The sequence below is a fragment of the Pseudomonas cuatrocienegasensis genome (genome assembly GCF_900110925.1).
GTDB classification, from domain to species: domain Bacteria; phylum Pseudomonadota; class Gammaproteobacteria; order Pseudomonadales; family Pseudomonadaceae; genus Aquipseudomonas; species Aquipseudomonas cuatrocienegasensis.
On sequence record NZ_FOFP01000004.1, the window covers coordinates 133,167 to 157,277 of the forward strand.

A 24,111-nucleotide genomic window follows, 5' to 3' on the forward strand; every position below is an offset into this window, starting at 1 on the left:
ACCTCTTTCTGATCCCCCTTTTATTAGGAGTGCTACATGAACTTTTTGATCCCTGCTGCATACGCTGACGGCGCTGTTCCGGCCGGTCCTGCTGGTTCCGGTTTTGAGTGGGTATTCCTGCTCGGCTTCCTGGTCATCTTCTACCTGATGATCTGGCGTCCCCAGGCCAAACGCGCCAAAGAGCACAAGAACCTGCTCGGCAGCCTGCAAAAGGGCGACGAAGTGGTGACCAGCGGCGGTATCGCCGGCAAGGTCAACAAGGTAACTGATGACTTCGTTGTGATCGAAGTGTCCGACACCGTCGAGCTGAAGATCCAGAAAGTAGCCATCGCGGCGACCCTGCCTAAAGGCACGCTCAAGGCTATCTAAGCAGCACACTTTCACCATTCGACGGGGCGCTTCAGGCGCCCCGCGTCATAACGGGCGGCGTCATGCTCAATAGATTCCCATTCTGGAAATACCTGCTGATCCTGGCTGTGCTGGCGATCGGCTTCATTTATTCAGCGCCTAACCTCTACCCGGATGACCCGGCGATCCAGATCAGCGGCACCAGCAGCGCCAAGCTGATCGAGCAGGCCGATCTGGCGCGTGCGAGCCGTGCGCTGAGCGAAGCCGGTATCGAGGTCAAAGGTCAGGAAGTGGCTGAAGCGGGCCGCGGTGGCCTGTTGCGCCTGACCAATGCCGAAGACCAGTTGCCGGCCAAAGATGTGGTCCGCAAAGCTTTGGGCGACGATTACGTTGTCGCGCTGAACCTGGCGCAGACCACGCCGGACTGGTTGCGCAGCATTGGCGCCAGCCCGATGAAGCTGGGTCTGGACCTCTCCGGTGGTGTGCACTTCCTGCTGGAAGTCGACATGGAGAAAGCCCTCGAAGCCCGTCGCAAGGTGTACGAAGGCGAGGTCAAGAGCCTGCTGCGCAAGGAGCGTGTGCGCTACCGCAGCCTGCCTGAACTCAATGGCGCGATTCAGCTCGGCTTTGCCGACGCCGATAGCCTGGAGAAGGCGCAGAGCCTGATCCGCAAGGACTTCACCGATTTCGAAATGACCGCTGCCGAGCGTGGTGGTCAGCAGGTCCTGCGTCTGGCTCTGACCCAGGCCAAGCTGGCAGAAATTCGCGAATATTCGATCCGCCAGAACCTCACCACAGTACGCAACCGGGTCAACGAGCTGGGCGTGGCCGAGCCGCTGGTCCAGCGCCAGGGTGCCAACCGTATCGTCGTCGAACTGCCGGGTGTGCAGGATACCGCTGAAGCCAAGCGTATCCTCGGCAAGACCGCCAACCTGGAGTTCCGTCTGGCCGCAGGCCCGGATGCTTCGCGTGCCTCGACCGAGGCTTTCGAGTTTCGCGAAGAGGGTCGCCCGCCGGCACAGCTTGAGCGTGAGCTGATCATCACTGGTGACCAGGTGACCGATGCCCAGGCCAGTTTCGATGAGAATGGCCGGCCGCAGGTCAACATTCGTCTCGATGGCCATGGCGGCGACCTGATGAACCGCGCCACCCGCAATAACGTCGGGCGCAGCATGGCGGTGATCTTTATCGAGCAGAAACCAAGCACGCGTTACACGCGTGAGCTGGTCGATGGCGTCGAGCAGGAAGTGGCGGTGCCGGTGTTCACCGAAGAGAAGCGCATCATCAGCCTGGCAACCATCCAGTCACCGCTTGGTAGCCAGTTCCGCATTACCGGCCTGAATGGCCCGGGCGAGTCGAGTGAGCTGGCTCTGCTGCTGCGGGCTGGTGGCCTGGCGGCGCCGATGTACTTCGCTGAAGAACGTACCATCGGCCCGAGCCTGGGCGCTGACAACATCACCAAGGGTGTCAGTGCTTCGCTGTGGGGCATGCTGTTCGTGTCGCTGTTTATCATTGCCATCTACCGTTTCTTCGGTGTGCTGGCAACGGTGGCGCTGGCGCTGAACATGGTCATGTTGCTGGCGTTGATGTCGCTGCTGAGTGCGACCCTCACCCTGCCGGGTATTGCCGGTATCGTGCTGACCATGGGTATGGCGGTGGACGCCAACGTGCTGATCTTCTCGCGGATTCGTGAGGAGATTGCCAATGGCCTGTCGGTGCAGCGCGCGATCCATGAGGGCTTTGATCGGGCGTTCTCGGCGATTATCGACGCCAACCTGACCACCCTGCTGGTCGGCGGCATTCTGTTCGCCATGGGCACCGGGCCGGTCAAGGGCTTTGCCGTGACACTGTCGCTGGGCATCCTGACATCAATGTTCACCGCGATTCTGGTGACACGTGCCATGGTCAACCTGATCTACGGCGGCCGTGACTTCAAGAAGTTGTGGATTTAAGGGGCTGACATGAATCGTACGATCAACTTCATGGGCGTGCGCAACCTTGCGTTCGCCATGACCGTGGTCCTGACGCTGGTGGCCATTGGTGCCGTCGCGTTCAAGGGCCTGAATTTTGGCCTCGACTTTACTGGCGGTACGCAGATCGAACTGGGCTATGAGCAGCCTGCTGATCTGGGCAAGGTGCGTGAGCAACTGGCCGCCGGTGGCTTCGGCGACGCCGTGGTGCAGAGCTTTGGTGCGACCACCGATATCGTGGTGCGCATGCAGGGTGACGACCCTGAGCTGGGCAACAAGGTTGCGGCTGTGTTGCAGAAAGGCGGTGATCAGCTCGTGGTCAAGAAGGTCGAGTTCGTCGGCCCGCAGGTTGGTGAGGAACTGCGTGACCAGGGCGGCCTCGGCATGCTGCTGGCGCTGGGCGGCATCATGCTGTACCTGGCTTTCCGCTTTCAGTGGAAATTCGCGCTGGGTGCCATCGTCTCCCTGGTGCATGACGTTATCGTCACGCTGGGTGTGCTGGCGTTGTTCCAGATTACCTTCGACCTGACGGTGCTGGCTGCGCTGCTGGCGATCATCGGCTACTCGCTGAACGACACCATCGTGGTCTTCGACCGGGTGCGGGAGAACTTCCGCGTGCTGCGCAAGGCAACGCTGATCGAGAACATCAACATCTCGACCACGCAAACCCTGCTGCGCACCCTGGCGACCTCGATCTCCACCTTGTTGGCAATTGGCGCGCTGCTGATGTTCGCAGGCGATAACCTGTTCGGCTTCTCCTTTGCGCTGTTCATCGGTGTGTTCGCCGGTACTTATTCGTCGGTGTATATCGCCAACGTGGTACTGATCTGGCTGAACCTCAGCGTCGACGACCTGATTCCGCCGGTGGCGACCGAGGAGGTCGACGAGCGGCCTTGAGTCTCTTTGGTTGTGCAGGTTCAGACAATTTCTCGTGGGGCTGAACTTGCCTCGCCTTAACCCTGTCCAAGGCTGGGTATAAGGCGAGAAGCCGATAAAAGAGAGTCAGGAGTTAGCTATGAACAAGTCTTTGTTGGTGGGTGCGGTGTTGGGTGCTGTCGGTGTAACCGCCGGTGGTGCTGTTGCCACTTACAGCTTGGTGGGTGGTCCGGATTACGCTGAGGTCCTGGCGGTAGAACCGATCAACGAAACCATTCGTACGCCGCGTGAGGAGTGCAAAGACGTAGCGGTCACGCGTCAGAAGCCCGTACAGGATCAGCATCGCATCGCCGGCACCGCCATCGGTGCAGTGGTTGGCGGCTTGCTGGGTAATCAGGTGGGTGGCGGTACTGGCAAGAAGATCGCAACGGTTGCGGGTGCAGTCGGTGGTGGTTACGCCGGCAATCAGGTGCAAGGCAACATGCAGGCTGGTGACACCTACACCACCACAGAGACGCGCTGCAACACGGTGACCGATACCAGTGAAAAGCTGGTGGGCTATAACGTGAAGTACGAACTCGACGGCAAGGTTGGTCAGGTGCGCATGGACAAAGACCCGGGTAGTCGCATCCCGGTCGAAGACGGCAAGCTGGTACTGGCCACGCAGTAAGCGTTAACCCTACGAACAAGGCGCCTGATGGGCGCCTTTTTCGTGGGCGTAAAAAAACCGGCTTAGCGCCGGTTTTTTGCTGCCGTTTAAGCTTAGCGCTTGAGCGAAGCCGACAGGTGCGGCTGGATCGCTGTGAGTACGGCTTTGAAGCACTTGGTGTTGCCGGCAACGATCTGGCCTTTCTCGAGGAATTCGTGGCCGCCGCTGAAGTCGCTGACCAGGCCGCCTGCTTCCTGAATCAGTAGTGCACCTGCAGCCATGTCCCACTCCGACAGGCCGAACTCCCAGAACGCATCGAAGCGCCCGGCAGCGACATAAGCCAGGTCCAGGCTCGCAGCGCCGGCGCGGCGCACGCCGGCGGTCTGGCCAACCAGGCTGCGGAACATATTCAGGTAGTTGTCCAGATTGTCCAGTTGGCTGTCGCGGAACGGGAAGCCGGTACCCAGCAGGGCGCCTTCCAGGCTCTTGCGCGGGCTGACGCGCAGGCGGCGGCCATTGAGGGCGGCGCCACGACCGCGGCTGGCGGTGAATTCTTCCTGGCGCACCGGGTCGATGACCACAGCATGCTCCAGGCGACCACGGTACTTGCACGCCAGGCTGACGGCGAAGTGCGGTACACCGCGTACGAAGTTGGTGGTGCCATCCAGCGGGTCGATGATCCACAGATAGTCGGCGCCTTCGCCGCTGCCGGGGATCAGGCCGCCTTCCTCGCCCAGAAAACCGTGGGTCGGGTAGGCCTTGCGCAGCGCCTGAATGATCAACTGCTCGGCCGAGCGGTCGATTTCAGTCACGTAGTCTTTGGCATCTTTCTCGTCGACCGAGATGACGTCCAAGCGTTCGATCGAGCGGAAGATCATTTCACCGGCGCTACGGGCTGCGCGCAGCGCGATATTCAGCATGGGCTGCATGGATGTTCACCTGGGTCGTTAAAGAAAGCCGGCCATGTTAGCAGAAAAAATAGGGTCTGTTGCCGTTTCGTCGCGAGCCGCGTTGCCGCGCAAAATCTCGCCAGGCTAGGCGGCGGGCGCAGGTAATGGTTGTTCCCTTGCCAAGTCCTCCAACAACGCATGGCGAGATTTGGCGCGCAACCCGAAGGGCCGGGCCAGTTTTAGCGCGATGCTGCGTTTCTCGATGGCTCATTTAGCCGGCTAAACTTCGCATCTCGTGCCTTGCCTCGCGCTAAAACTGGCTCCGGCGCGGCTGCGAACGAAGCGGCAACAGACCCTCGGCAGATGAAGAGGTGTCTGCGCGTTGCATGGCATTGGTCCCGGTGCTTCTGTAAGATTTGACGCCCCTTCGCCAGACATGTGAGCGCCTGTTTTGCTGCAGAACATTCGAGTGGTTCTGGTCAACACCAGTCATCCCGGCAATATCGGTGGAGCTGCGCGCGCCATGAAGAATATGGGGCTGTCGCGCCTGGTCCTGGTCGATCCAATCGACTTCCCGAGTGAGGAGGCCAATGCGCGCGCTTCTGGCGCCACCGATATCCTTGATTCTGCGCAGGTGGTGGCGACGCTGGAGGAGGCCTTGGTCGGCTGCAACCTGGTCGTTGGCACCAGTGCGCGGGATCGCCGTATTCCCTGGCCGATGCTCGACCCGCGCGAGTGCGGTAACGCTGCCTGTGAGCAGGCGGCAATCGGTGGTGAGGTCGCGATGGTCTTCGGTCGTGAGTATGCGGGGCTGACCAATGAAGAGCTGCAGCGCTGTCAGTACCATGTGCATATCCCGTCCGACCCGACGTTCAGTTCGCTGAATCTGGCAGCGGCGGTCCAGGTGCTTTGTTATGAAGTGCGCATGGCCTGGCTGGCGGCCGAAGGTTTGCCGAGCAAGATGGCCAAGGTAGAGGGTACGACCGAGCTCAATACCCAGCCGGCTACGGCGGACGAACTGGAATCCTACTACGCGCACCTGGAGGCCACGCTGGTTGAGATCGGCTTTCTCGACCCGGCCAAGCCGCGTCATCTGATGAGTCGGCTACGGCGCCTGTATGGCCGTGCAGGCATCAGTAAGCTGGAAATGAATATCCTGCGTGGCGTGCTGACGGAAACCTTGAAGGCGGCGCAGGGCAAGCATCACAAGCGGGGGCAGGGCGATGTTTGAGCAAATGCGTGAAGACGTGCGAAGTGTATTTCATCGTGACCCGGCAGCGCGCAACACGCTCGAGGTGGTGACCTGCTATCCCGGTCTGCATGCCGTCTGGCTGCACCGGGCAGCGCACGCGTTGTGGCGGCGGGAGTGGAAGTGGCTGGCGCGGGTGGTGTCGAACTTTGCACGCTGGATGACCGGTATCGAGATTCACCCAGGCGCGCGTATCGGGCGGCGCTTTTTTATCGACCATGGCATGGGCATCGTCATCGGCGAAACCGCCGAGATCGGCAATGACGTGACGCTCTATCAGGGGGTAACCCTGGGTGGCACGAGCTGGGATGCGGGCAAACGCCACCCGACGCTGGAGGATGGTGTGGTGGTCGGGGCTGGTGCCAAGGTGCTGGGGCCTTTCACGGTGGGTGCTGGTGCGAAGATTGGTTCCAATGCCGTGGTGACCAAGGCTGTGCCGGCGGGCGCTACGGCGGTCGGTATTCCGGCACGCATTATCGTGCCGCTGAATGACGAGCAGGCCGAGCGGCGTCAGGCCATGGCCAGCAAACTGGGGTTCGACGCTTACGGCGTTGGCCAGGACATGCCGGACCCGGTGGCGCGGGCGATTGGCCAGTTGCTCGATCATCTGCATGCCGTCGATGGGCGTCTGGAGGGCATGTGCAAGGCTTTGCAAGGGTTGGGCAGCGATTATTGCGCAAAGGACCTGCCGGCCCTGCGTGACGAAGACTTTGCCGGGGTCTGCCGTGACCCCGGTGAGGCGCCGCGCGCCTAATGCAAGGGGCGCGGTGATTTGCTATCCTATGCGCCCTTCAAAGCTGCTAAACCCGACTAAAACTATCGGGCTTATAGTTGACTTAAATACTCGGGAATTGCATACTCGCGTCACATTGTAATTCCGTGGTAACCCTCCGATGCGACTGACTACTAAAGGCCGATACGCCGTCACCGCCATGTTGGATCTGGCGTTGCACGCGCAGCATGGGCCGGTTTCCCTCGCCGATATTTCTGAGCGTCAGGGCATTTCCCTTTCGTATCTGGAACAGTTGTTCGCCAAGCTGCGCCGCGGCAATCTGGTTTCCAGTGTGCGGGGTCCGGGTGGCGGTTATCAGCTGTCGCGGGCCATGCAGGGTATTCAGGTGGCCGAGGTGATCGACGCGGTCAACGAGTCGGTCGATGCCACGCGCTGTCAGGGGCAGGGTGATTGCCATGCGGGCGACACCTGCCTGACTCATCACCTGTGGTGTGACCTCAGTCAGCAGATTCATGAATTTCTCAGTGGCATCAGTCTGGCCGACCTGGTCACTCGCCGCGAAGTACAAGAAGTCGCCCAGCGCCAGGATCAGCGCCGTTGCAACGGCAGGACGCCGCAGCTGGACAAGATACAAGCGTCTGTCGTCGATTGATGGCAGAGGCAGGCCTGCCGTGGCCCGACCTGATAGGAGAGAACTGATGAAATTGCCTATTTACCTTGATTACTCTGCGACCACGCCGGTCGACCCGCGCGTGGCGCAAAAGATGAGCGACTGCCTGCTGGTTGACGGCAACTTCGGTAACCCGGCGTCGCGCTCCCACGTCTTTGGCTGGAAGGCCGAGGAAGCGGTTGAGAACGCTCGTCGCCAGGTCGCCGAGCTGGTCAATGCCGACCCCCGTGAGATTGTTTGGACCTCGGGTGCGACCGAGTCGAACAACCTGGCGATCAAGGGCATTGCGCACTTCTACAGCAACAAGGGTAAGCACATCATTACCTCGAAGATCGAGCACAAGGCGGTGTTGGACACCACCCGCCAACTCGAGCGTGAGGGGTTTGAAGTGACCTATATCGAGCCGGGCGAAGATGGCCTGGTTACCCCTGCCATGGTCGAGGCGGCGCTGCGCGAAGACACCATTCTGGTGTCGCTGATGCACGTGAATAACGAGGTCGGCACCATCAATGACATTGGCGCAATCGGTGAGTTGACCCGTTCGCGCGGCGTCTTCCTACATGTCGATGCGGCCCAGTCGACCGGCAAGGTGGAGATCGACCTGGACAAGCTCAAGGTCGACCTGATGTCCTTCTCCGCACACAAGACCTACGGCCCCAAAGGCGTTGGCGCGCTCTACGTGCGCCGCAAGCCGCGCGTGCGTCTGGAAGCGCAGACCCACGGTGGCGGTCACGAGCGTGGCATGCGCTCCGGCACCCTGGCCACCCACCAGTGCGTCGGCATGGGTGAGGCATTCCGTATCGCCAAGGAAGAAATGGCCCAGGAAAACCTGCGTATTCTGGCGCTGCGCGATCGCTTCTTTAAGCAAGTTGATGGCCTGGAAGAGCTGTACGTCAACGGCAGCATGACTGCCCGTGTGCCGCACAACCTCAACCTGAGCTTCAACTACGTTGAGGGCGAGTCGCTGATCATGGCGCTCAAGGACCTCGCGGTTTCCTCCGGCTCGGCCTGTACCTCGGCTTCGCTGGAGCCGTCCTACGTGCTGCGTGCCCTGGGCCGCAATGACGAGCTGGCACACAGTTCTATCCGCTTTACCTTCGGCCGCTTCACCACTGATGAAGAAGTCGATTATGCCGCGCAGAAAGTGTGCGAGGCAGTCACCAAGCTGCGCGAGTTGTCGCCGCTTTGGGATATGTACAAAGACGGCGTCGACATCTCCAAGATCGAGTGGGCGGCGCACTAAGTAGTCGCCGAGCAAGAGCGACTCTCTGATGAGGAAGGAATACCAACATGGCTTACAGTGAAAAGGTCATCGACCACTACGAAAACCCGCGCAACGTCGGCAAGATGGATGCCGAGGACCCGAATGTCGGGACCGGTATGGTCGGCGCGCCGGCCTGTGGCGACGTGATGCGTCTGCAGATCAAGGTCAACGAGCAGGGCGTGATTGAAGACGCCAAGTTCAAGACCTATGGCTGTGGTTCGGCCATCGCCTCCAGCTCCCTGGCCACTGAGTGGATGAAGGGCAAGACGCTGGATGAGGCGGAGACCATCAAGAACACTCAGCTCGCCGAAGAACTGGCATTGCCGCCGGTGAAAATTCACTGCTCGGTGCTCGCCGAGGACGCCATCAAGGCGGCCGTGCGCGATTACAAGCAGAAGAAAGGTTTGGTTTAAAGGAGGTTTCGATGGCGATCAGCATGACTGAAGCGGCCGCCCAGCACGTGCGGCGTTCGCTCGATGGGCGCGGCAAGGGCGAGGGTATTCGCCTTGGCGTGCGTACCACGGGCTGTTCGGGCCTGGCCTATGTACTGGAGTTCGTCGACGAGACCGCCAGTGAAGACCAGGTGTTCGAGAGCCACGGGGTCAAGGTGATCATCGATCCCAAGAGCCTGCTGTACCTTGACGGTACCGAGCTGGACTTCGTCAAGGAAGGCTTGAACGAAGGCTTCAAGTTCAACAACCCCAACGTGCGTGGCGAATGTGGCTGCGGCGAAAGCTTCAATATCTGAGTATTGGGGTAGACGCTAGTGGGCAGTCCCTGTCATTTCGCCCTGTTTGATTTGCAGCCGAGCTTCCGTCTGGACCTCGATCAGCTTGCCGTGCGTTATCGCGAGCTGGCGCGTGCCATTCATCCGGATCGCTTTGCCGATGCCTCCGAGCGCGAGCAGCGCCTGGCGCTCGAACAGTCGGCTTCGCTCAATCAGGCGTACAGCACGCTAAAGAGTGCGCCGCAGCGCGCGCGCTACCTGCTGACCCTGCGCGGGCCGGAGTTGCCGCTTGAGGTGACGGTGCAGGACCCTGAGTTCCTGCTGCAGCAGATGCAGTGGCGCGAAGAGCTCGAAGACCTGCAGGACAGTGCGGATCTGGCGGGCGTAGCCGTGTTCAAGCGGCGCCTGAAAAGCGCCGAGCAGGTGTTGGGTGACGAGTTTGCCGAGTGTTGGGATGAGCCAGCACAGCGTGAGCAGGCCGAACGCCTGATGCGCCGCATGCAGTTTCTCGACAAGTTGTCCCACGAGGTGCGTCAGCTCGAAGAGCGCCTCGACGATTAATGCCGGTGTGCCCGTGAAGCATGCCCGCCAGCCTATAAGCACTGATGACCATGGCCTTACTGCAGATCGCTGAACCCGGCCAGAGCCCCCAGCCACACCAGCGCCGTCTGGCCGTGGGGATCGACCTGGGCACCACCAATTCGCTGGTTGCTGCCATGCGCAGTGGCCTCTGTGAGCCTATTGCCGATGAGCAGGGGCAGGTCATCCTGCCGTCCGCCGTGCGCTATCACGTCGACCACATTGAAGTGGGTGCGCTGGCCAAGGCTGAGGCCTCACGCGATCCGCTGAATACCGTGCTGTCGGTCAAGCGTCTGATGGGGCGTGGCCTGGCGGACGTCAAGCAATTGGGTGATCAGCTGCCTTATCGATTTGTCGAGGGCGAGTCGCACATGCCGTTTATCGCCACCGCCCAGGGTCCGAAAAGCCCGGTGGAAGTGTCGGCCGATATTCTCAAGGTGCTGCGCCAGCGTGCCGAGACGGCGCTCGGTGGCGAGCTGGTTGGTGCGGTGATCACGGTGCCCGCGTATTTCGACGACTCCCAGCGCCAGGCCACTAAAGACGCTGCGCGTCTGGCCGGGCTGACTGTTCTGCGCCTGCTTAACGAACCCACTGCAGCAGCGGTCGCTTATGGCCTCGATCAGCACGCCGAAGGCGTGGTGGCGATCTATGACCTGGGTGGTGGGACCTTCGATATTTCCATTCTGCGTCTCACTGGTGGCGTGTTCGAGGTACTGGCCACCGGTGGCGATAGCGCCCTGGGTGGTGATGATTTCGATCACGCGATCGCCGGCTGGATCGTCGAGCAGGCGGGTTTGTCTGCCGATCTCGATCCGGGTGAGCAGCGCCGCCTGTTGCAGGCTGCCTGCGATGCCAAGGAACAGCTCAGTAGTGCGGGCGTCGCGCAGCTCGTCTATGGCGAGTGGCAGGGTGCGCTGAGCCGTGCCCAGTTCGATGCGCTGATCGAGCCGATGCTGGCGCGCAGCCTCAAGGCTTGTCGGCGTGCTACCCGCGATGCAGGTATCGAGCTTGATGAGGTCGAAGCGGTGGTCATGGTCGGCGGCTCCACCCGTGTGCCGCGTGTGCGTCAGGCGGTGGCCGAGCTGTTCGGGCGTGAGCCGCTGACCGATATCGACCCGGATCAAGTGGTGGCTATTGGTGCCGCGATCCAGGCGGATGCCCTGGCAGGTAACAAGCGCGCCGATGGCGAAGAGCTGTTGCTGCTCGATGTGATTCCGTTATCGCTTGGCCTGGAAACCATGGGCGGGCTGATGGAGAAGGTGATTCCGCGTAACACCACGATCCCGGTGGCGCGCGCCCAGGAGTTCACCACCTACAAAGACGGCCAGTCGGCCATGATGATTCATGTGCTGCAGGGCGAGCGCGAGCTGATCAGCGATTGCCGTTCTTTGGCGCGCTTCGAGCTGCGCGGCATTCCGCCGATGGTCGCCGGTGCGGCGAAGATCCGTGTGACCTTTCAGGTCGATGCGGACGGCCTGCTCAGTGTCTCGGCCCGCGAGCTGGCTTCGGGCGTCGAATCAAGCATTCAGGTCAAGCCGTCCTACGGACTGACTGATGGCGAGATCGCCCGCATGTTGCAGGACTCCTTCCAGAACGCCAGCGATGACAAGGTGCAGCGCGTGCTGCGCGAGCAGCAGGTCGATGCCCAGCGCCTGCTCGAGGCGGTCGAGGCCGCCCTGGAAGCTGATGGTCAGCGCCTGCTCGATGATGAAGAGCGCCTGGCCATCGCGGCGCAGATGGAGCAATTGCGCGAACTGATGGCTGGCAGCGATGGCCTGGCCATCGAACAGCAGACCAAGCGCCTGACCCAGGTCACCGACGCCTTCGCGGCGCGGCGCCTGGACGCTACGGTCAAAGCCGCCCTGGCGGGCCGTAGTCTTAACGAGATTGAGGAATAAGCATGCCGCAGATCATTTTCCTGCCCCACGCGGTGTTGTGTCCGGAGGGTTTGGTCGTTGATGTTGAGCCGGGTACGTCGATTCTCGACGTGGCCCATGAGCACCACATCGAGATCGAAAGCGCCTGCGGCGGTGTCTGTGCCTGCACCACCTGCCACTGCGTGATCCGCGAAGGCTTCGAGTCGCTGAATGAAGCGGACGAGCTGGAAGAGGACATGCTCGACAAGGCTTGGGGGCTGGAGTCGCAGTCGCGCCTGTCGTGCCAGGCGATTATTGGTAGCGAGGACCTGACAGTCGAGATTCCCAAGTATTCGCTGAACCACGCCGCCGAAGCGCCGCACTGATCCGGGAGTTGTTATGAGCCTGAAATGGACCGATGTGCTGGAAATTGCCATCCAACTGGCCGAAAGCCAGCCGGAGGTTGACCCGCGCTACATCAATTTCGTCGACTTGCATCGCTGGGTCGTGGCGCTGCCCGAGTTTGCCGATGACCCGCAGCGTGCGGGGGAGAAGGTGCTCGAAGCGATCCAGGCTGCCTGGATCGAAGAGGCCGACTGACGTGTAGGGTTTGTTCCCGTTTCGTTCGCGGCCGCGCCGGAGCCAGTTTTAGCGCGAGGCAAGGCACGAGATGCGAAGTTTAGCGTGCTAAATGAGTCATCGAGAAACGCAGCATCGCGCTAAAACGGGCCCGGCCCTGCGGGTTGCGCGTAAAATCTCGCCATGCGTTGTTGGAGGACTTGGCAAGGGAACAACCATTACCGGCGTCCTCCGCCTAGCCTGGCGAGATTTTGCGCAGCAACGCGGCTCGCGACGAAGCGGGTACAGACCCTAGGCACCGCGCTACGCATTTAACCGGAACCCGCGTATAATTCGCGGGTTTAATTTTTCGCTTTACTCAATCGTTTCTGGAGTTTCACATGGCTGTTCAACGTACCTTCTCCATCATCAAGCCCGACGCTGTTGCCAAGAACGTAATCGGCGAAATCGTTACCCGTTTCGAGAAAGCCGGCCTGCGCGTCGTTGCTTCGAAAATGGTGCAGCTGTCCGAGCGCGAAGCCGCTGGCTTCTACGCTGAGCACAGCGAGCGTGGCTTCTTCAAAGACCTGGTGGCATTCATGACCTCCGGTCCGGTTATCGTCCAGGTTCTGGAAGGTGAAGAGGCTATTGCCAAGAACCGTGAGCTGATGGGCGCTACCAACCCGAAAGAAGCCGCTGCCGGTACTATCCGCGCCGATTTCGCCGTATCCATCGACGAGAACGCCGTTCACGGTTCCGACTCCGAAGCTTCCGCTGCTCGCGAAATCGCTTACTTCTTCGCATCCACCGAAGTTTGCGCGCGCATTCGCTAAGGCGAATGGAGTGAGGGTGAAACCATGACCACAACGACCGGCAAGATCAATCTTCTGGGCTTGACCCAGGCAGAGATGGAGCAATTCTTCGACAGTATCGGGGAAAAGCGTTTCCGTGCCGGTCAGGTCATGAAGTGGATCCATCACTTTGGCGTCGATGATTTCGCCGCCATGACCAATGTCGGCAAGGCCTTGCGCGAAAAGCTCGAGGCCTCTGCCGAAATTCGCGGCCCGGAAGTGGTCAGCGAAGATATTTCTACCGATGGCACGCGCAAGTGGGTAGTGCGTGTGGCGTCGGGCAGCTGCGTCGAGACGGTGTACATTCCCCAGGGCTCGCGCGGTACCCTGTGTGTGTCCTCACAGGCTGGCTGTGCCCTGGACTGCAGTTTCTGCTCCACCGGCAAGCAAGGTTTCAACAGCGATCTGACCGCCGCCGAGATCATCGGTCAGGTGTGGATTGCCTGCAAATCCTTCGGCAGTGTTCCGGCGAAGATCGACCGTGCTGTCACCAATGTGGTGATGATGGGCATGGGCGAGCCGCTGCTGAATTTCGATAACGTGGTCGCCGCCATGAAGATCATGATGGATGACCTCGGTTATGGCATCTCCAAGCGCAAGGTGACGCTGTCCACCTCGGGCGTGGTGCCGATGATCGACAAGCTGGGTGAGGTCATCGATGTTTCCCTGGCGCTGTCGCTGCACGCGCCCAATGATGCGCTGCGCAATCAGTTGGTGCCGATCAACAAGAAGTACCCGCTGGAAATGCTCCTGGCTGCCTGCAAACGCTATGTCGCGCGGTTGGGCGAGAAGCGTGTGCTGACCATCGAGTACACCCTGCTCAAAGATGTCAACGACAAGGTCGAGCACGCCGAGGAGATGATTGCTCTGCTGGCCGATATGCCGTGCAAGATCAATCTGATCCCCTTCAATCCCTTCCCGCACTCGGGTTATGAACGGCCGAGTAACAATGCCATACGCCGTTTTCAGGACCTGCTGCACAAAGCCGGGCACAATGTCACCGTACGCACCACCCGCGGCGAGGATATTGACGCTGCCTGTGGTCAACTGGTCGGGCAGGTCATGGACCGCACGCGTCGCAGCGAGCGCTACATTGCCGTACGCCAGTTGAACAGTGAGGCTGAGACGCCGCTTTCTGCTGCCAATCGAACCTAGGGAGGATTTCCATGAGTGTGCGCCCAGCGCTGTTCTTGTTAGCCGCCAGCCTGCTGGCAGGCTGCGTATCGACGGGTGATGTCGATCCGATGAGAACCGAAAAAGGTCGCAACGAGGCACGAGATGCCTACATCCAGCTCGGTATCGGTTACATCCAGCAAGGCTCCAGCGAGCGTGCCAAGGTCCCCCTCAAGAGTGCGCTGGAGCTTGATCCCACGAGTGCCGATGCTCACGCAGCGCTGGCGCTGGTGTTCCAGATTGAAATGGAACCCAAACTGGCCGACGAGCATTTTCTCAAGGCCCTGTCCCAGCGCCGTGACGACCCGCGTCTGTTGAACAACTACGGCAGCTTTCTGTTCGAACAGAAGCGCTACAAGGAAGCTTACGAGCGCTATCAGCAGGCCGCCCAGGACACGCTTTACCCCGAGCGCTCGCGGATTTTCGAGAACCTCGGCATGACCGCCATGATGCTCAAGCAGCGTGAAGAGGCGAGAACCTATTTCCAGCGTTCGCTGCGTCTTAACAGCCGTCAGCCTCGGGCTCAGTTTGAGTTGGCCGTGATGGCCTACGAAGATAAAAACTATGTGGACGCCAAGCGCTATTACGATGCCTTCAGCAGCTTGAGCGAGCAGACCCCGGCCAGCCTGTTGCTGGGTACGCGTCTGGCGACGATCTTCGAGGATCGTGATCGCGCTGCCAGCCTGGGGCTGCAGTTGAGACGTCTTTATCCCGGTACGCCGGAGTATCAGCAATATTTGTCGGAGCAACGATGAAAGCGCAGCAACCCGAAGTAGTCGCCAGCGCACGGATCAATCCGGGCGACACCCTGCGTGAGGCCCGTGAACAGAGGGGCTGGAGCGTCGAGGATGTAGCCACACGCCTGAACCTGACGGGCCAGCGCCTGTTACAGATCGAGGCCGGTGCGTTCGACAAGCTGCCCGGCGTTACCTTTGCCCGTGGCTATGTCCGCGCGTACGGCAAACTGCTGGGGCTCGATCAGGAACGTCTGGTGATCGAGTTCGACCAATTCACCGGTACCGATTCGGTAGGCGCCAATGTGCACAGCCTGGGTCGCATCGAGGAGCCCGCCCGCTATTCGCAGCACATCCTGCGCGTGGTGAGTTTCCTGCTGCTGGCCGGCCTGGCCGCGCTTGGCTTCTATTGGTGGCAGCAGCAGGGCAGCTGGCAGGTCGAGAGCGCCGCGGTAGGCAGCGGCCATATCGTGGTCGACAGTGCCGATGGCACAACCCAGATTCACCCGCTTGATGAGCCCGAAGATCAGGCCGTGATTGCTGCTCAGGACAATGCCGAGTTGAGCCTGCCGATGGCGCCCTCTGCCGAGGAAGCCACCGGTGATGCGCCTGCCGCCACGGGTGATGCGCCCGCTGCAGCGGGCAGCGAAGCACCCGCAACGGTGCCTGCGCCGACGGCTGAAGCCGCACCTGTTGCGCCCGCTGGCGAAGCCCCAGCGGCTGTTGCAGCCGGTCAGGGCCGGGTGAGCATTGTGTTCACCGCCGATTGCTGGACCCAGGTCACCGATGCTGATGGCAAAATGCTGTTTGGCGCGCTCAAGCGTAAGGGCGACAGCCTGGACGTGGTCGGCAAGGCGCCGCTGGAATTGCGCCTGGGCTATGCCCGTGGTGCACAGGTCAGCTACAACGGCACGTCCGTCGACGTGTCGCCGTTCGTCTCGGGCGAAACCGCACGCCTGAAATTGGGGTTGTAAGCCATGCATTGCGAATCGCCGATCACGCGTCGCGTGTCGCGCAAGATCTGGGTCGGCTCAGTGCCGGTGGGTGGGGATGCTCCCATCGCCGTGCAGAGCATGACCAACACCGACACCAATGATGTGGCCGCGACCGTGGCCCAGGTGCGCCGTCTGCAGGATGCCGGCGCCGATATCGTGCGTATTTCGGTTCCCGACATGGACGCCGCCGAGGCGTTTGGACGGATCAAACAGCAGGTCAGTGTGCCGCTGGTTGCCGACATTCACTTCGATTACCAGATCGCCCTGCGCGTGGCTGAACTGGGTGTCGACTGCCTGCGTATCAACCCCGGCAATATCGGTCGCGAAGACCGGGTCAGGGCGGTGGTCGAGGCGGCGCGTGACAAAGGCATCCCGATTCGTATTGGGGTGAACGCCGGCTCCCTGGAAAAGGACCTGCAGAAGAAGTACGGCGAACCCACCCCTGAGGCGCTGGTGGAGTCGGCCTTGCGCCATGTCGAGCACCTGGACCGCCTGAACTTCCCTGACTTCAAGGTCAGCGTAAAGGCCTCGGATGTGTTTATGGCGGTCGCTGCCTACCGCCTGCTGGCCAAGCAGATCGAACAGCCCCTGCACCTGGGTATCACCGAGGCCGGTGGTCTGCGCTCCGGTACGGTGAAGTCCGCCGTGGGCCTGGGTATGCTGCTGGCTGATGGCATTGGCGATACCATCCGCATCTCCCTGGCGGCCGATCCGGTCGAGGAGATCAAGGTTGGCTTCGACATTCTCAAGTCGCTGCGTCTGCGCTCGCGCGGGATCAACTTCATCGCCTGCCCGAGCTGCTCGCGGCAGAACTTCGATGTGGTCAAGACCATGAACGAGCTGGAACAGCGGGTCGAAGACCTGCTGGTGCCGCTCGATGTCGCCGTGATCGGTTGTGTGGTCAACGGGCCGGGTGAAGCCAAGGAGGCGCATATTGGCCTCACCGGTGGTTCGCCAAACAATCTGATCTATATCGACGGCAAGCCCGCACAAAAATTGAACAACCACAATCTGGTCGATGAGCTGGAAAAGCTGATCCGCGAGAAGGCCGCCGAGAAGGTCGCTGCCGACGCCGCCGTGATCGTACGCGGCTGACGCGCATCTGTAGCGCTAAGGAAATGAATTGAGCAAGCCCCTGCAAGCCATCCGTGGCATGAATGACATCCTCCCCGAGCAGACGCCGCTGTGGCGCTACTTTGAGGGTCGCGTTGCCGGTCTGCTCGACGGTTACGGCTACCGCCAGATGCGCATGCCCATCGTCGAGTTCACCGAGCTGTTCAAGCGCTCGATCGGCGAGGTCACCGATATCGTCGAGAAGGAGATGTACACCTTCGAAGACCGCAATGGCGATTCCCTGACCCTGCGTCCTGAGGGCACCGCCGCCTGTGTGCGGGCGGTGCTCGAGCACGGTCTGAGCGGCGGCGGGCAGACCCAGAAACTCTGGTACATCGGCCCGATGTTCCGTCACGAGCGTCCGCAGAAGGGGCGTTATCGCCAGTTCCACCAGATTGGTGTGGAAGTCTTCAATATCGACGGCCCGGACATCGATGCCGAACTGATCGTGCTGACCTGGCGCCTGTGGGCGATGCTCGGCATTCGTGATGCGGTGACTCTGGAGCTCAACAGCCTGGGCACCAGTGCCGCCCGTGCGGTGTATCGCGATGCGCTGGTCGAATTCCTCACCGCTCATGCGGATCAGCTCGACGAAGACAGCCAGCGTCGTATGGGCACGAATCCGCTGCGGGTACTCGACAGCAAAGCACCGCAAACCCAGGCGTTGCTGGTCAATGCACCTAAGCTTGCGGATTACCTGGATGACGAGTCGCGGGTGCATTTCGAAGGCCTGAAGGCGCGTCTGGACGCGGCCGGTGTGCCTTATGTGATCAACCCCAAACTGGTCCGTGGCCTGGATTACTACAGCAAGACCGTGTTCGAGTGGGTCACCACCGAGCTCGGTTCCCAGGGCACCGTGTGTGCCGGCGGGCGCTACGACGGCCTGGTCGAACAGATGGGTGGCAAGCCCACCGCAGGGGTCGGTTTTGCCATGGGTATCGAACGCCTCGTGCTGTTGATCGAAACCTTGGGTAAAGTGCCGGCAGAAATTGCCCGTCAGGTCGATGTTTACCTGTGCGCTCTGGGCGAGCCAGCCGAGCTGGCTGCCCTGGCGTTGGCCGAGCGTCTGCGTGACGCCTTGCCGGCCTTGCGCCTGCAGGTCAACGCCGGTGCCGGAAGTTTCAAGAGCCAGTTGAAGAAGGCGGACAAGAGCGGCGCGCTCTACGCCCTGGTACTGGGTGAAGACGAACTGGCCCAGCAAGTGGTAGGTTGCAAGCCGCTACGGGGCCAGGGAGAACAACAAAGCATCGCCTGGTCGGCATTGGCCGATCATCTGGCATCCTGCACCACGCAGGCTTAAGCGACTTAGCGAATAGGAGTATTGGGGTGGTTTCGCGTACCGATGATGAAGACCTGGCGGTAATCAAGGACTGGTGGCAGCGTAACGGCATGCCGCTGTTGATCGGCGTGGTGTTGGCGCTGGTGGTCGTATTCGGCTGGCAGGGCTGGCAGAAATACCAGAGCAACCAGGCCGAAGGCGCGTCGATCGTTTACCAGCAGTTGCTGGAAGCGGCCCTGGCACCCAGTGGCCAGGCCGATACGGCTAAAGTGGTGGAGTTTGCCAACCAGTTGAAGAACGATTTCGGCGGCACCCAGTACGCCCAGTACGGCAGCCTGTTCGTGGCCAAGGTCGCGGTCGAGTCCGGCAAGCTGGACGATGCCGCCAGCGAGCTGCGCGCGATCGTCGACAAGCCTGCCGATGCCAACCTCGGTGAGCTGGCGCGTCAGCGTCTGGCCCGTGTTCTGGCTGCCCAGGACAAAGCCGACGAAGCACTCGCGCTGCTCGACGGCGATACTGAAAAGGCGTTCCTGGCCAGCCGTGAAGAACTCAAAGGTGACCTGCTGGTACAGAGCGGTCGTACCGATGACGCCCATGCTGCGTATGAAAAGGCCAAGGCTGCGTTGTCGGAAGACGCTGCGGTAGGCGCCCTGCAAATGAAGATCGACGACCTGGCGAAAGGGGATGCGTGACGTGATGCGTTGGAAGAATGCGGCACTGTTGGCCCTGGCCGTTCTGGTCGTGGGTTGCAGCAGCAACAGCAAGAAGGAACTGCCCCCGGCCGAACTGCCCGACTTCGAAGAAGAAGTGGTGCTGCAAAAGGAATGGAGTCGTTCGATTGGCGAAGGCCAGGGCGAGACATTCAACATGCTGGTCCCGGCAGTCGATGGCGAGCAGATCTTCGCTGCCGACGTGGAAGGCCTGGTTGTCGCCATGGATCGCATCACCGGCAAGGTCAACTGGAAAGAAGAGCTCGATCTGCCGGTTTCCGGGGCTATCGGTGCAGGCTATGGCCTGGTACTGGTCGGCACCCTGAAGGGCGACGTGATCGCCCTGGATGCCTACAGCGGTGAAGAAAAGTGGCGTGCGCGGGTGACCAGCGAAGTGCTGGCGCCGCCAGCTGTGAATGGCGATATCGTGCTGGTACAAACCCAGGATGATCGGCTGATCGCCCTGGATGCCAGCACCGGTAGCCAGCGCTGGATCTTCGAGAACACCCCGGCCGTGCTCACTCTGCGTGGCACCGGTAGCCCGGTGTTGACCAACCGTCTGGCCGTAGCCGGGTTGTCGACTGGCAAGGTCATTGCCCTTGATGCGCAGCGCGGCATCCCAGTATGGGAACAGCGTGTGGCCATCCCGCAAGGCCGTTCCGAACTGGATCGCGTGGTCGACATCGACGGCGGTCTGCTGCTGTCCGGCGGTACTCTGTATGCGGTCAGCTATCAGGGCCGTGTAGCGGCGCTGGACCTGGAAAGCGGGCGCATGCTGTGGCAGCGCGAAGCCTCCAGCTCCGTGGGCGTGGCCCAGGGTTTCGGCACCGTTTACGTCAATATGGCCAGCGGTACCGTTGAAGGTATCGACGAGCGTTCGGCGTCGGCACTGTGGAGCAACGATGCGCTGGCCCGTCGGCAACTGTCGGCGCCAGAAGTGTTCTCCAGCTACGTGGCCTTTGGCGATCTGGAGGGTTACCTGCACCTGATTAGCCAGGTAGACGGGCGTTTCGTCGGCCGTATCCGCATCGACAGCGATGGCCTGCGGGCTCGTCCGCTGGTGGTCGGTGACTGGCTGTATGCCTATGGCAACGGTGGCAAGCTGGTCGCTCTGACGATCAAGTAAGCCGTTGCAGACCGTTCGGCTAGGCTTCCCTCTTAAGAAAGCCTAATCGAGCGGGTCGTGTGAATTCCGGCCGCTGCCCGTGCAGCGGCTTTTGTATTTATTGAAATAACGAAGTGGAGAGCCTAATGGTTCCCGTAATTGCCCTGGTGGGCCGCCCGAACGTCGGCAAGTCCACCCTCTTTAACCGCTTGACCAAAAGCCGCGACGCGATTGTCGGCGACCTGTCCGGTCTGACCCGTGATCGCCAATATGGTGAGGCCAAGTGGCAAGGGCGCACCTACATTGTCATCGACACCGGTGGCATTTCCGGTGACGAGGAGGGCATCGACGCAAAGATGGCCGAGCAGTCGCTGCAGGCCATCGAAGAAGCCGATGCTGTGCTGTTCATGGTGGATGCCCGTGCCGGCCTGTCGGCATCCGATCAGATGATCGGCGAGCACCTGCGCCGGCGTAACAAGCGCAGCTTCCTGGTGATCAACAAGGTCGATAACCTTGATCCTGATCTGGCGCGTGCCGAGTTCGCCAGCATGGGTATGGGCGAGTCCCTGGCCATTGCCGGTGCCCACGGGCGCGGCATCACCCAGATGCTCGAAGCTGTGCTGGGTTCCTTCCCCAAGGATGCCACCGAGCCGGAAGAAGGCGAGGAAGAGGAAATCGTTCTCGAAGGTCAGGAAGCCAAGCGCATCCCAGGCCCAAGCGAAAAGGACGGCATCAAGCTGGCGATCATCGGCCGGCCTAACGTCGGCAAGTCGACCCTGGTCAACCGCATGCTCGGTGAAGAGCGGGTTATCGTTTATGACCAGGCCGGGACGACACGCGACAGCATCTACATCCCGTTCGAACGCGATGAAGAGAAGTACACCCTGATCGACACTGCCGGCGTGCGTCGCCGCGGCAAGATCTTCGAGGCGGTGGAAAAGTTCTCGGTGGTAAAAACCCTGCAGGCGATCCAGGACTCCAACGTCGTGGTGTTCGTCATGGACGCACGCGAAGGCGTGGTTGACCATGACCTCAACCTGCTTGGCTTCGTCCTAGAAAGCGGCCGCGCTCTGGTGATCGCGCTGAACAAGTGGGATGGCATGGAGCCCAGCGAGCGCGACTATGTGAAGGTCGAGCTGCAGCGTCGGTTGTTTTTCGTCGACTTTGCCGACATTCACTTTATCTCGGCACTGCACGGCACCGGGGTGGGCAACCTGTACAAGTCGGTGCAGGCCTCGTTCAAGTCGGCGATCACCCGCTGGCCGACCAACCGCCTCACGCAGATTCTCGAAGATGCGGTGAGCGACCACGCGCCACCCATGGTCAATAACCGTCGCATCAAGCTGCGCTACGCCCACCTCGGTGGCGCCAACCCGCCGCTGATCGTGATCCACGGTAACCAGGTCGAGTCGGTGCCCAAGTCCTATATTCGTTACCTGGAGAACACCTACCGCCGGGTACTCAAGCTGGTCGGTACGCCAATCCGCATCGAGTTCAAGGGTGGTGAGAACCCGTATGAGGGCAACAAGAACACCCTCACCGATCGTCAGGTGAACAAGAAGCGCCGCCTGATGAGCCACCACAAGAAGGCCGAGAAGAAGCGCAAAGACAAGCGATAAGCGCGTTCTGGCGGCATGAAAAGGCACCTTCGGGTGCCTTTTGTGCATCTTGGCGATGGGCTATTCTGCGTGTTCGCCCCGTTCTACGGCCTCCTGCCGCGAATGCTTCGGCGCCCGCTGGTGACGCAACGCGTCGCTGCCTGATCCTTCGCCAGATGGCCAGACCCCGCGCTATGTTCGAGAGCAAACTCCCCACCGTAGGCACCACTATTTTCACCCGCATGTCGCAGCTGGCTGCCGAAACCGGTGCGCTGAATCTGTCCCAGGGTTTCCCGGATTTCGACGGGCCGCAGGCGCTGCGCGATGCCTTGGCGCAGCACGTAGCGGCCGGGCATAACCAGTACGCGCCCATGGCCGGGCTGCCTGCCCTGCGTGAGCAGGTCGCGGCGAAGATCGCGCGCAGCTATGGGCGCATGCTCAGCGCCGATCTGGAAATCACCATCACGCCCGGCGCGACCCAGGGTATTTTCTGTGCGATTCATGCGCTGATCCGCCCGGGTGACGAGGTGATCGTCTTCGACCCCTGTTACGACAGCTACGAGCCTGCGACGGTGCTGGCTGGCGGGCATTGTGTGCATGTGCCGCTGGCCTTGCCGGACTTTGCCATCGACTGGCAGCGCCTGAGCGATGCCATCAGCCCACGCACTCGTCTGATCGTCATCAACAGCCCGCATAACCCCAGCGGCGCACTGTTCAGCCGTGACGACCTGGATCGCCTCGCCGCGCTGATTCGTGGGCGGGACATCTATCTGCTCAGCGACGAGGTCTACGAGCACCTGGTTTTCGATGGGGCTCAGCACGCCAGTGTGCTTGCCCATGAGGAACTGTACGCGCGGGCCTTTGTGGTCAGCTCGTTCGGCAAGACCTACCACGTTACCGGCTGGAAAACCGGTTATGTGGTCGCGCCACCAGCGCTGACCGCCGAGCTGCGTAAGGTGCACCAGTACGTCAGCTTCTGCTGCGTCACCCCGCTGCAATGGGCACTGGCCGATTACATGGCCGCGTACCCCGAGCACGTCAATCAGCTGCCGGCGTTCTACCAGGCCAAGCGCGACCTGTTTTGCCAGCAGCTGGCCGGCTCGCACCTGCAGTTCACACCTACGGCCGGTACCTACTTCCAGCTCGCCGACTACTCGGCAATTCGCGATGACCTGGACGATGTTGCCATGGCGCAGTGGCTGACCCGCGAGCATTGCGTGGCAAGCATTCCGGTGTCGGTGTTCTATCAACAGCCGCCGGCCAATCTGCGCCTGATCCGCTTCTGTTTCGCCAAGCGTGAAGACACGCTGCGCCAGGCCGCCGAGAAGCTGTGCGCGATTTAACCCGATTCGCCCTACGGAGTTGTTATGAACGCTAAAGCCGATCTCGACATTGCCCTGGTGCAGACCACCCTGGCCTGGCAGGCACCTGCTGCCAACCGCGAGCGTTTTCAAGGGCTACTGGCGCAGGTTCGTGGCGCCGACCTGATCGTTCTGCCGGAAATGTTCAGCACCGGTTTTTCCATGGACTCGGCCGCCCTGGCCGAGCCAGAGGAGGGGCCGACCAGTCAGTGGTTGCGCGAACAGGCCCAGGCGCTGCAGGCGGTGGTCACTGGCAGCCTGATCATCCAGGCTGCCGATGGCAGCTACCGCAATCGTCTGCTCTGGGCGCGCCCGGATGGCTCCATGGCGCATTACGACAAGCGTCATCTGTTCCGTATGGCCGGCGAGCACGAGTATTACAGTGCGGGCGATCAGCAGGTGCTGCTGGAGGTGAAGGGTTGGCGGGTGCGGCCGTTGATCTGCTACGACCTGCGCTTCCCGGTGTGGAGCCGTGATGCGCAGACCACCGACCTGCTGCTGTACACCGCCAACTGGCCCGCGGCACGACGCAATCACTGGAACCGCCTGCTGCCGGCGCGGGCCATCGAAAACCTCTGCTACGTGGCAGCGGTGAACCGTGTCGGCGAAGACGGCAAGGGCCACGCCTACAGCGGCGACAGCCAGGTGCTGGACTTTCAGGGCGAGGCGCTGCTTGAGCCGGGTGCGGCCGATGGGGTGTTCCGCGTACGCCTGCAGGCCGCCGCGCTGGCGGCCTACCGGGAACGTTTTCCGGCGTATCAGGATGCCGATGCGTTCTCCCTGGCGAGTACATCCAGCGACCCCGCGTAACGGCCTGTGCCGG

At 61.3% G+C, this 24,111-nt stretch carries 26 protein-coding genes; 25 read left to right on the forward strand and 1 reads right to left on the reverse strand.

Annotated features, from left to right (window positions below):
- Positions 1-36: 36 nt before the first annotated feature.
- From yajC to BMW49_RS07545, 4 genes are all read left to right on the forward strand, one after another.
- Positions 37-369 (forward strand): preprotein translocase subunit YajC, encoded by a 333-nt coding sequence (gene yajC, locus BMW49_RS07530; protein WP_069517707.1) that lies wholly within the window; start codon positions 37-39, stop codon positions 367-369.
- Positions 370-431: 62 nt separating this feature from the next.
- Positions 432-2,300 (forward strand): protein translocase subunit SecD, encoded by a 1,869-nt coding sequence (gene secD, locus BMW49_RS07535; protein WP_069517706.1) that lies wholly within the window; start codon positions 432-434, stop codon positions 2,298-2,300.
- Between the two features lie 9 nt (positions 2,301-2,309).
- Complete coding sequence (gene secF, locus BMW49_RS07540) at positions 2,310-3,215, forward strand: protein translocase subunit SecF (protein ID WP_069517699.1); 906 nt, start codon at positions 2,310-2,312, stop codon at positions 3,213-3,215.
- A 118-nt stretch (positions 3,216-3,333) separates the two neighbouring features.
- Complete coding sequence (locus tag BMW49_RS07545; RefSeq protein ID WP_069517697.1) at positions 3,334-3,864, forward strand: glycine zipper 2TM domain-containing protein; 531 nt, start codon at positions 3,334-3,336, stop codon at positions 3,862-3,864.
- 92 nt (positions 3,865-3,956) lie between these two features.
- On the opposite strand, the gene suhB is transcribed toward BMW49_RS07545, so the two are convergent.
- Positions 3,957-4,772, reverse strand: a complete 816-nt coding sequence (suhB, locus tag BMW49_RS07550; RefSeq protein WP_069517695.1) for a type III secretion system regulator SuhB — start codon at positions 4,770-4,772, stop codon at positions 3,957-3,959.
- 412 nt (positions 4,773-5,184) lie between these two features.
- On the opposite strand from suhB, the gene trmJ reads away from it, so the two are divergent.
- The 21 genes from trmJ (at position 5,185) to BMW49_RS07655 (ending at position 24,098) form a co-directional block, all read left to right on the forward strand.
- Entirely contained in the window at positions 5,185-5,964 is a 780-nt protein-coding gene (gene trmJ / locus BMW49_RS07555) for a tRNA (cytosine(32)/uridine(32)-2'-O)-methyltransferase TrmJ (protein WP_069517694.1), read from the forward strand.
- Positions 5,957-6,736 (forward strand): serine O-acetyltransferase, encoded by a 780-nt coding sequence (gene cysE, locus BMW49_RS07560; RefSeq protein ID WP_069517692.1) that lies wholly within the window; start codon positions 5,957-5,959, stop codon positions 6,734-6,736. Before trmJ ends, cysE begins: the two co-directional genes overlap by 8 nt.
- Before the next feature lie 139 nt (positions 6,737-6,875).
- Positions 6,876-7,367, forward strand: coding sequence for a Fe-S cluster assembly transcriptional regulator IscR (gene iscR, locus BMW49_RS07565; RefSeq protein WP_069517690.1), 492 nt, complete (start codon positions 6,876-6,878; stop codon positions 7,365-7,367).
- 46 nt (positions 7,368-7,413) lie between these two features.
- The gene (locus BMW49_RS07570) at positions 7,414-8,628 is read left to right on the forward strand and encodes an IscS subfamily cysteine desulfurase (protein WP_069517688.1); all 1,215 of its coding nucleotides are present in this window, start codon (positions 7,414-7,416) and stop codon (positions 8,626-8,628) included.
- A 47-nt stretch (positions 8,629-8,675) separates the two neighbouring features.
- Complete coding sequence (gene iscU, locus BMW49_RS07575) at positions 8,676-9,062, forward strand: Fe-S cluster assembly scaffold IscU (RefSeq protein ID WP_069517686.1); 387 nt, start codon at positions 8,676-8,678, stop codon at positions 9,060-9,062.
- A gap of 11 nt (positions 9,063-9,073) precedes the next feature.
- Positions 9,074-9,397 carry an iron-sulfur cluster assembly protein IscA gene (iscA, locus tag BMW49_RS07580; RefSeq protein ID WP_069517684.1) on the forward strand — a complete coding sequence of 108 codons (324 nt, stop codon included), beginning with the start codon at positions 9,074-9,076 and terminating at the stop codon, positions 9,395-9,397.
- 18 nt (positions 9,398-9,415) lie between these two features.
- Positions 9,416-9,937 (forward strand): co-chaperone HscB, encoded by a 522-nt coding sequence (gene hscB, locus BMW49_RS07585; RefSeq protein ID WP_069517682.1) that lies wholly within the window; start codon positions 9,416-9,418, stop codon positions 9,935-9,937.
- Between the two features lie 50 nt (positions 9,938-9,987).
- Entirely contained in the window at positions 9,988-11,853 is a 1,866-nt protein-coding gene (gene hscA, locus BMW49_RS07590; protein WP_069517794.1) for a Fe-S protein assembly chaperone HscA, read from the forward strand.
- A 2-nt stretch (positions 11,854-11,855) separates the two neighbouring features.
- Positions 11,856-12,197: an ISC system 2Fe-2S type ferredoxin gene (gene fdx, locus BMW49_RS07595; RefSeq protein WP_069517680.1), complete on the forward strand. Its 342-nt coding sequence runs from the start codon at positions 11,856-11,858 to the stop codon at positions 12,195-12,197.
- 13 nt (positions 12,198-12,210) lie between these two features.
- The gene (gene iscX, locus BMW49_RS07600) at positions 12,211-12,411 is read left to right on the forward strand and encodes a Fe-S cluster assembly protein IscX (RefSeq protein ID WP_069517678.1); all 201 of its coding nucleotides are present in this window, start codon (positions 12,211-12,213) and stop codon (positions 12,409-12,411) included.
- Positions 12,412-12,770: 359 nt separating this feature from the next.
- Entirely contained in the window at positions 12,771-13,202 is a 432-nt protein-coding gene (ndk, locus tag BMW49_RS07605; protein WP_069517676.1) for a nucleoside-diphosphate kinase, read from the forward strand.
- A 24-nt stretch (positions 13,203-13,226) separates the two neighbouring features.
- A complete protein-coding gene (gene rlmN, locus BMW49_RS07610; protein WP_069517674.1) occupies positions 13,227-14,375 on the forward strand; it encodes a dual-specificity RNA methyltransferase RlmN in 1,149 nt (382 codons plus the stop codon).
- 11 nt (positions 14,376-14,386) lie between these two features.
- Entirely contained in the window at positions 14,387-15,148 is a 762-nt protein-coding gene (gene pilW, locus BMW49_RS07615; protein ID WP_069517672.1) for a type IV pilus biogenesis/stability protein PilW, read from the forward strand.
- Complete coding sequence (locus tag BMW49_RS07620; RefSeq protein ID WP_069517670.1) at positions 15,145-16,101, forward strand: RodZ domain-containing protein; 957 nt, start codon at positions 15,145-15,147, stop codon at positions 16,099-16,101. The genes pilW and BMW49_RS07620 overlap by 4 nt, the downstream gene beginning before the upstream one ends.
- Before the next feature lie 3 nt (positions 16,102-16,104).
- Entirely contained in the window at positions 16,105-17,217 is a 1,113-nt protein-coding gene (gene ispG / locus BMW49_RS07625) for a flavodoxin-dependent (E)-4-hydroxy-3-methylbut-2-enyl-diphosphate synthase (protein WP_069517668.1), read from the forward strand.
- Between the two features lie 28 nt (positions 17,218-17,245).
- Positions 17,246-18,535 (forward strand): histidine--tRNA ligase, encoded by a 1,290-nt coding sequence (gene hisS / locus BMW49_RS07630; protein WP_069517666.1) that lies wholly within the window; start codon positions 17,246-17,248, stop codon positions 18,533-18,535.
- 26 nt (positions 18,536-18,561) lie between these two features.
- Complete coding sequence (locus BMW49_RS07635) at positions 18,562-19,206, forward strand: tetratricopeptide repeat protein (protein ID WP_083251695.1); 645 nt, start codon at positions 18,562-18,564, stop codon at positions 19,204-19,206.
- Positions 19,199-20,350: an outer membrane protein assembly factor BamB gene (gene bamB, locus BMW49_RS07640; RefSeq protein WP_069517664.1), complete on the forward strand. Its 1,152-nt coding sequence runs from the start codon at positions 19,199-19,201 to the stop codon at positions 20,348-20,350. Before BMW49_RS07635 ends, bamB begins: the two co-directional genes overlap by 8 nt.
- Before the next feature lie 125 nt (positions 20,351-20,475).
- Positions 20,476-21,948, forward strand: a complete 1,473-nt coding sequence (gene der / locus BMW49_RS07645) for a ribosome biogenesis GTPase Der (RefSeq protein ID WP_069517662.1) — start codon at positions 20,476-20,478, stop codon at positions 21,946-21,948.
- Positions 21,949-22,121: 173 nt separating this feature from the next.
- Positions 22,122-23,270, forward strand: coding sequence for a pyridoxal phosphate-dependent aminotransferase (locus tag BMW49_RS07650; RefSeq protein ID WP_069517660.1), 1,149 nt, complete (start codon positions 22,122-22,124; stop codon positions 23,268-23,270).
- A gap of 24 nt (positions 23,271-23,294) precedes the next feature.
- Complete coding sequence (locus BMW49_RS07655) at positions 23,295-24,098, forward strand: amidohydrolase (RefSeq protein ID WP_069517658.1); 804 nt, start codon at positions 23,295-23,297, stop codon at positions 24,096-24,098.
- Positions 24,099-24,111 lie beyond the last annotated feature (13 nt).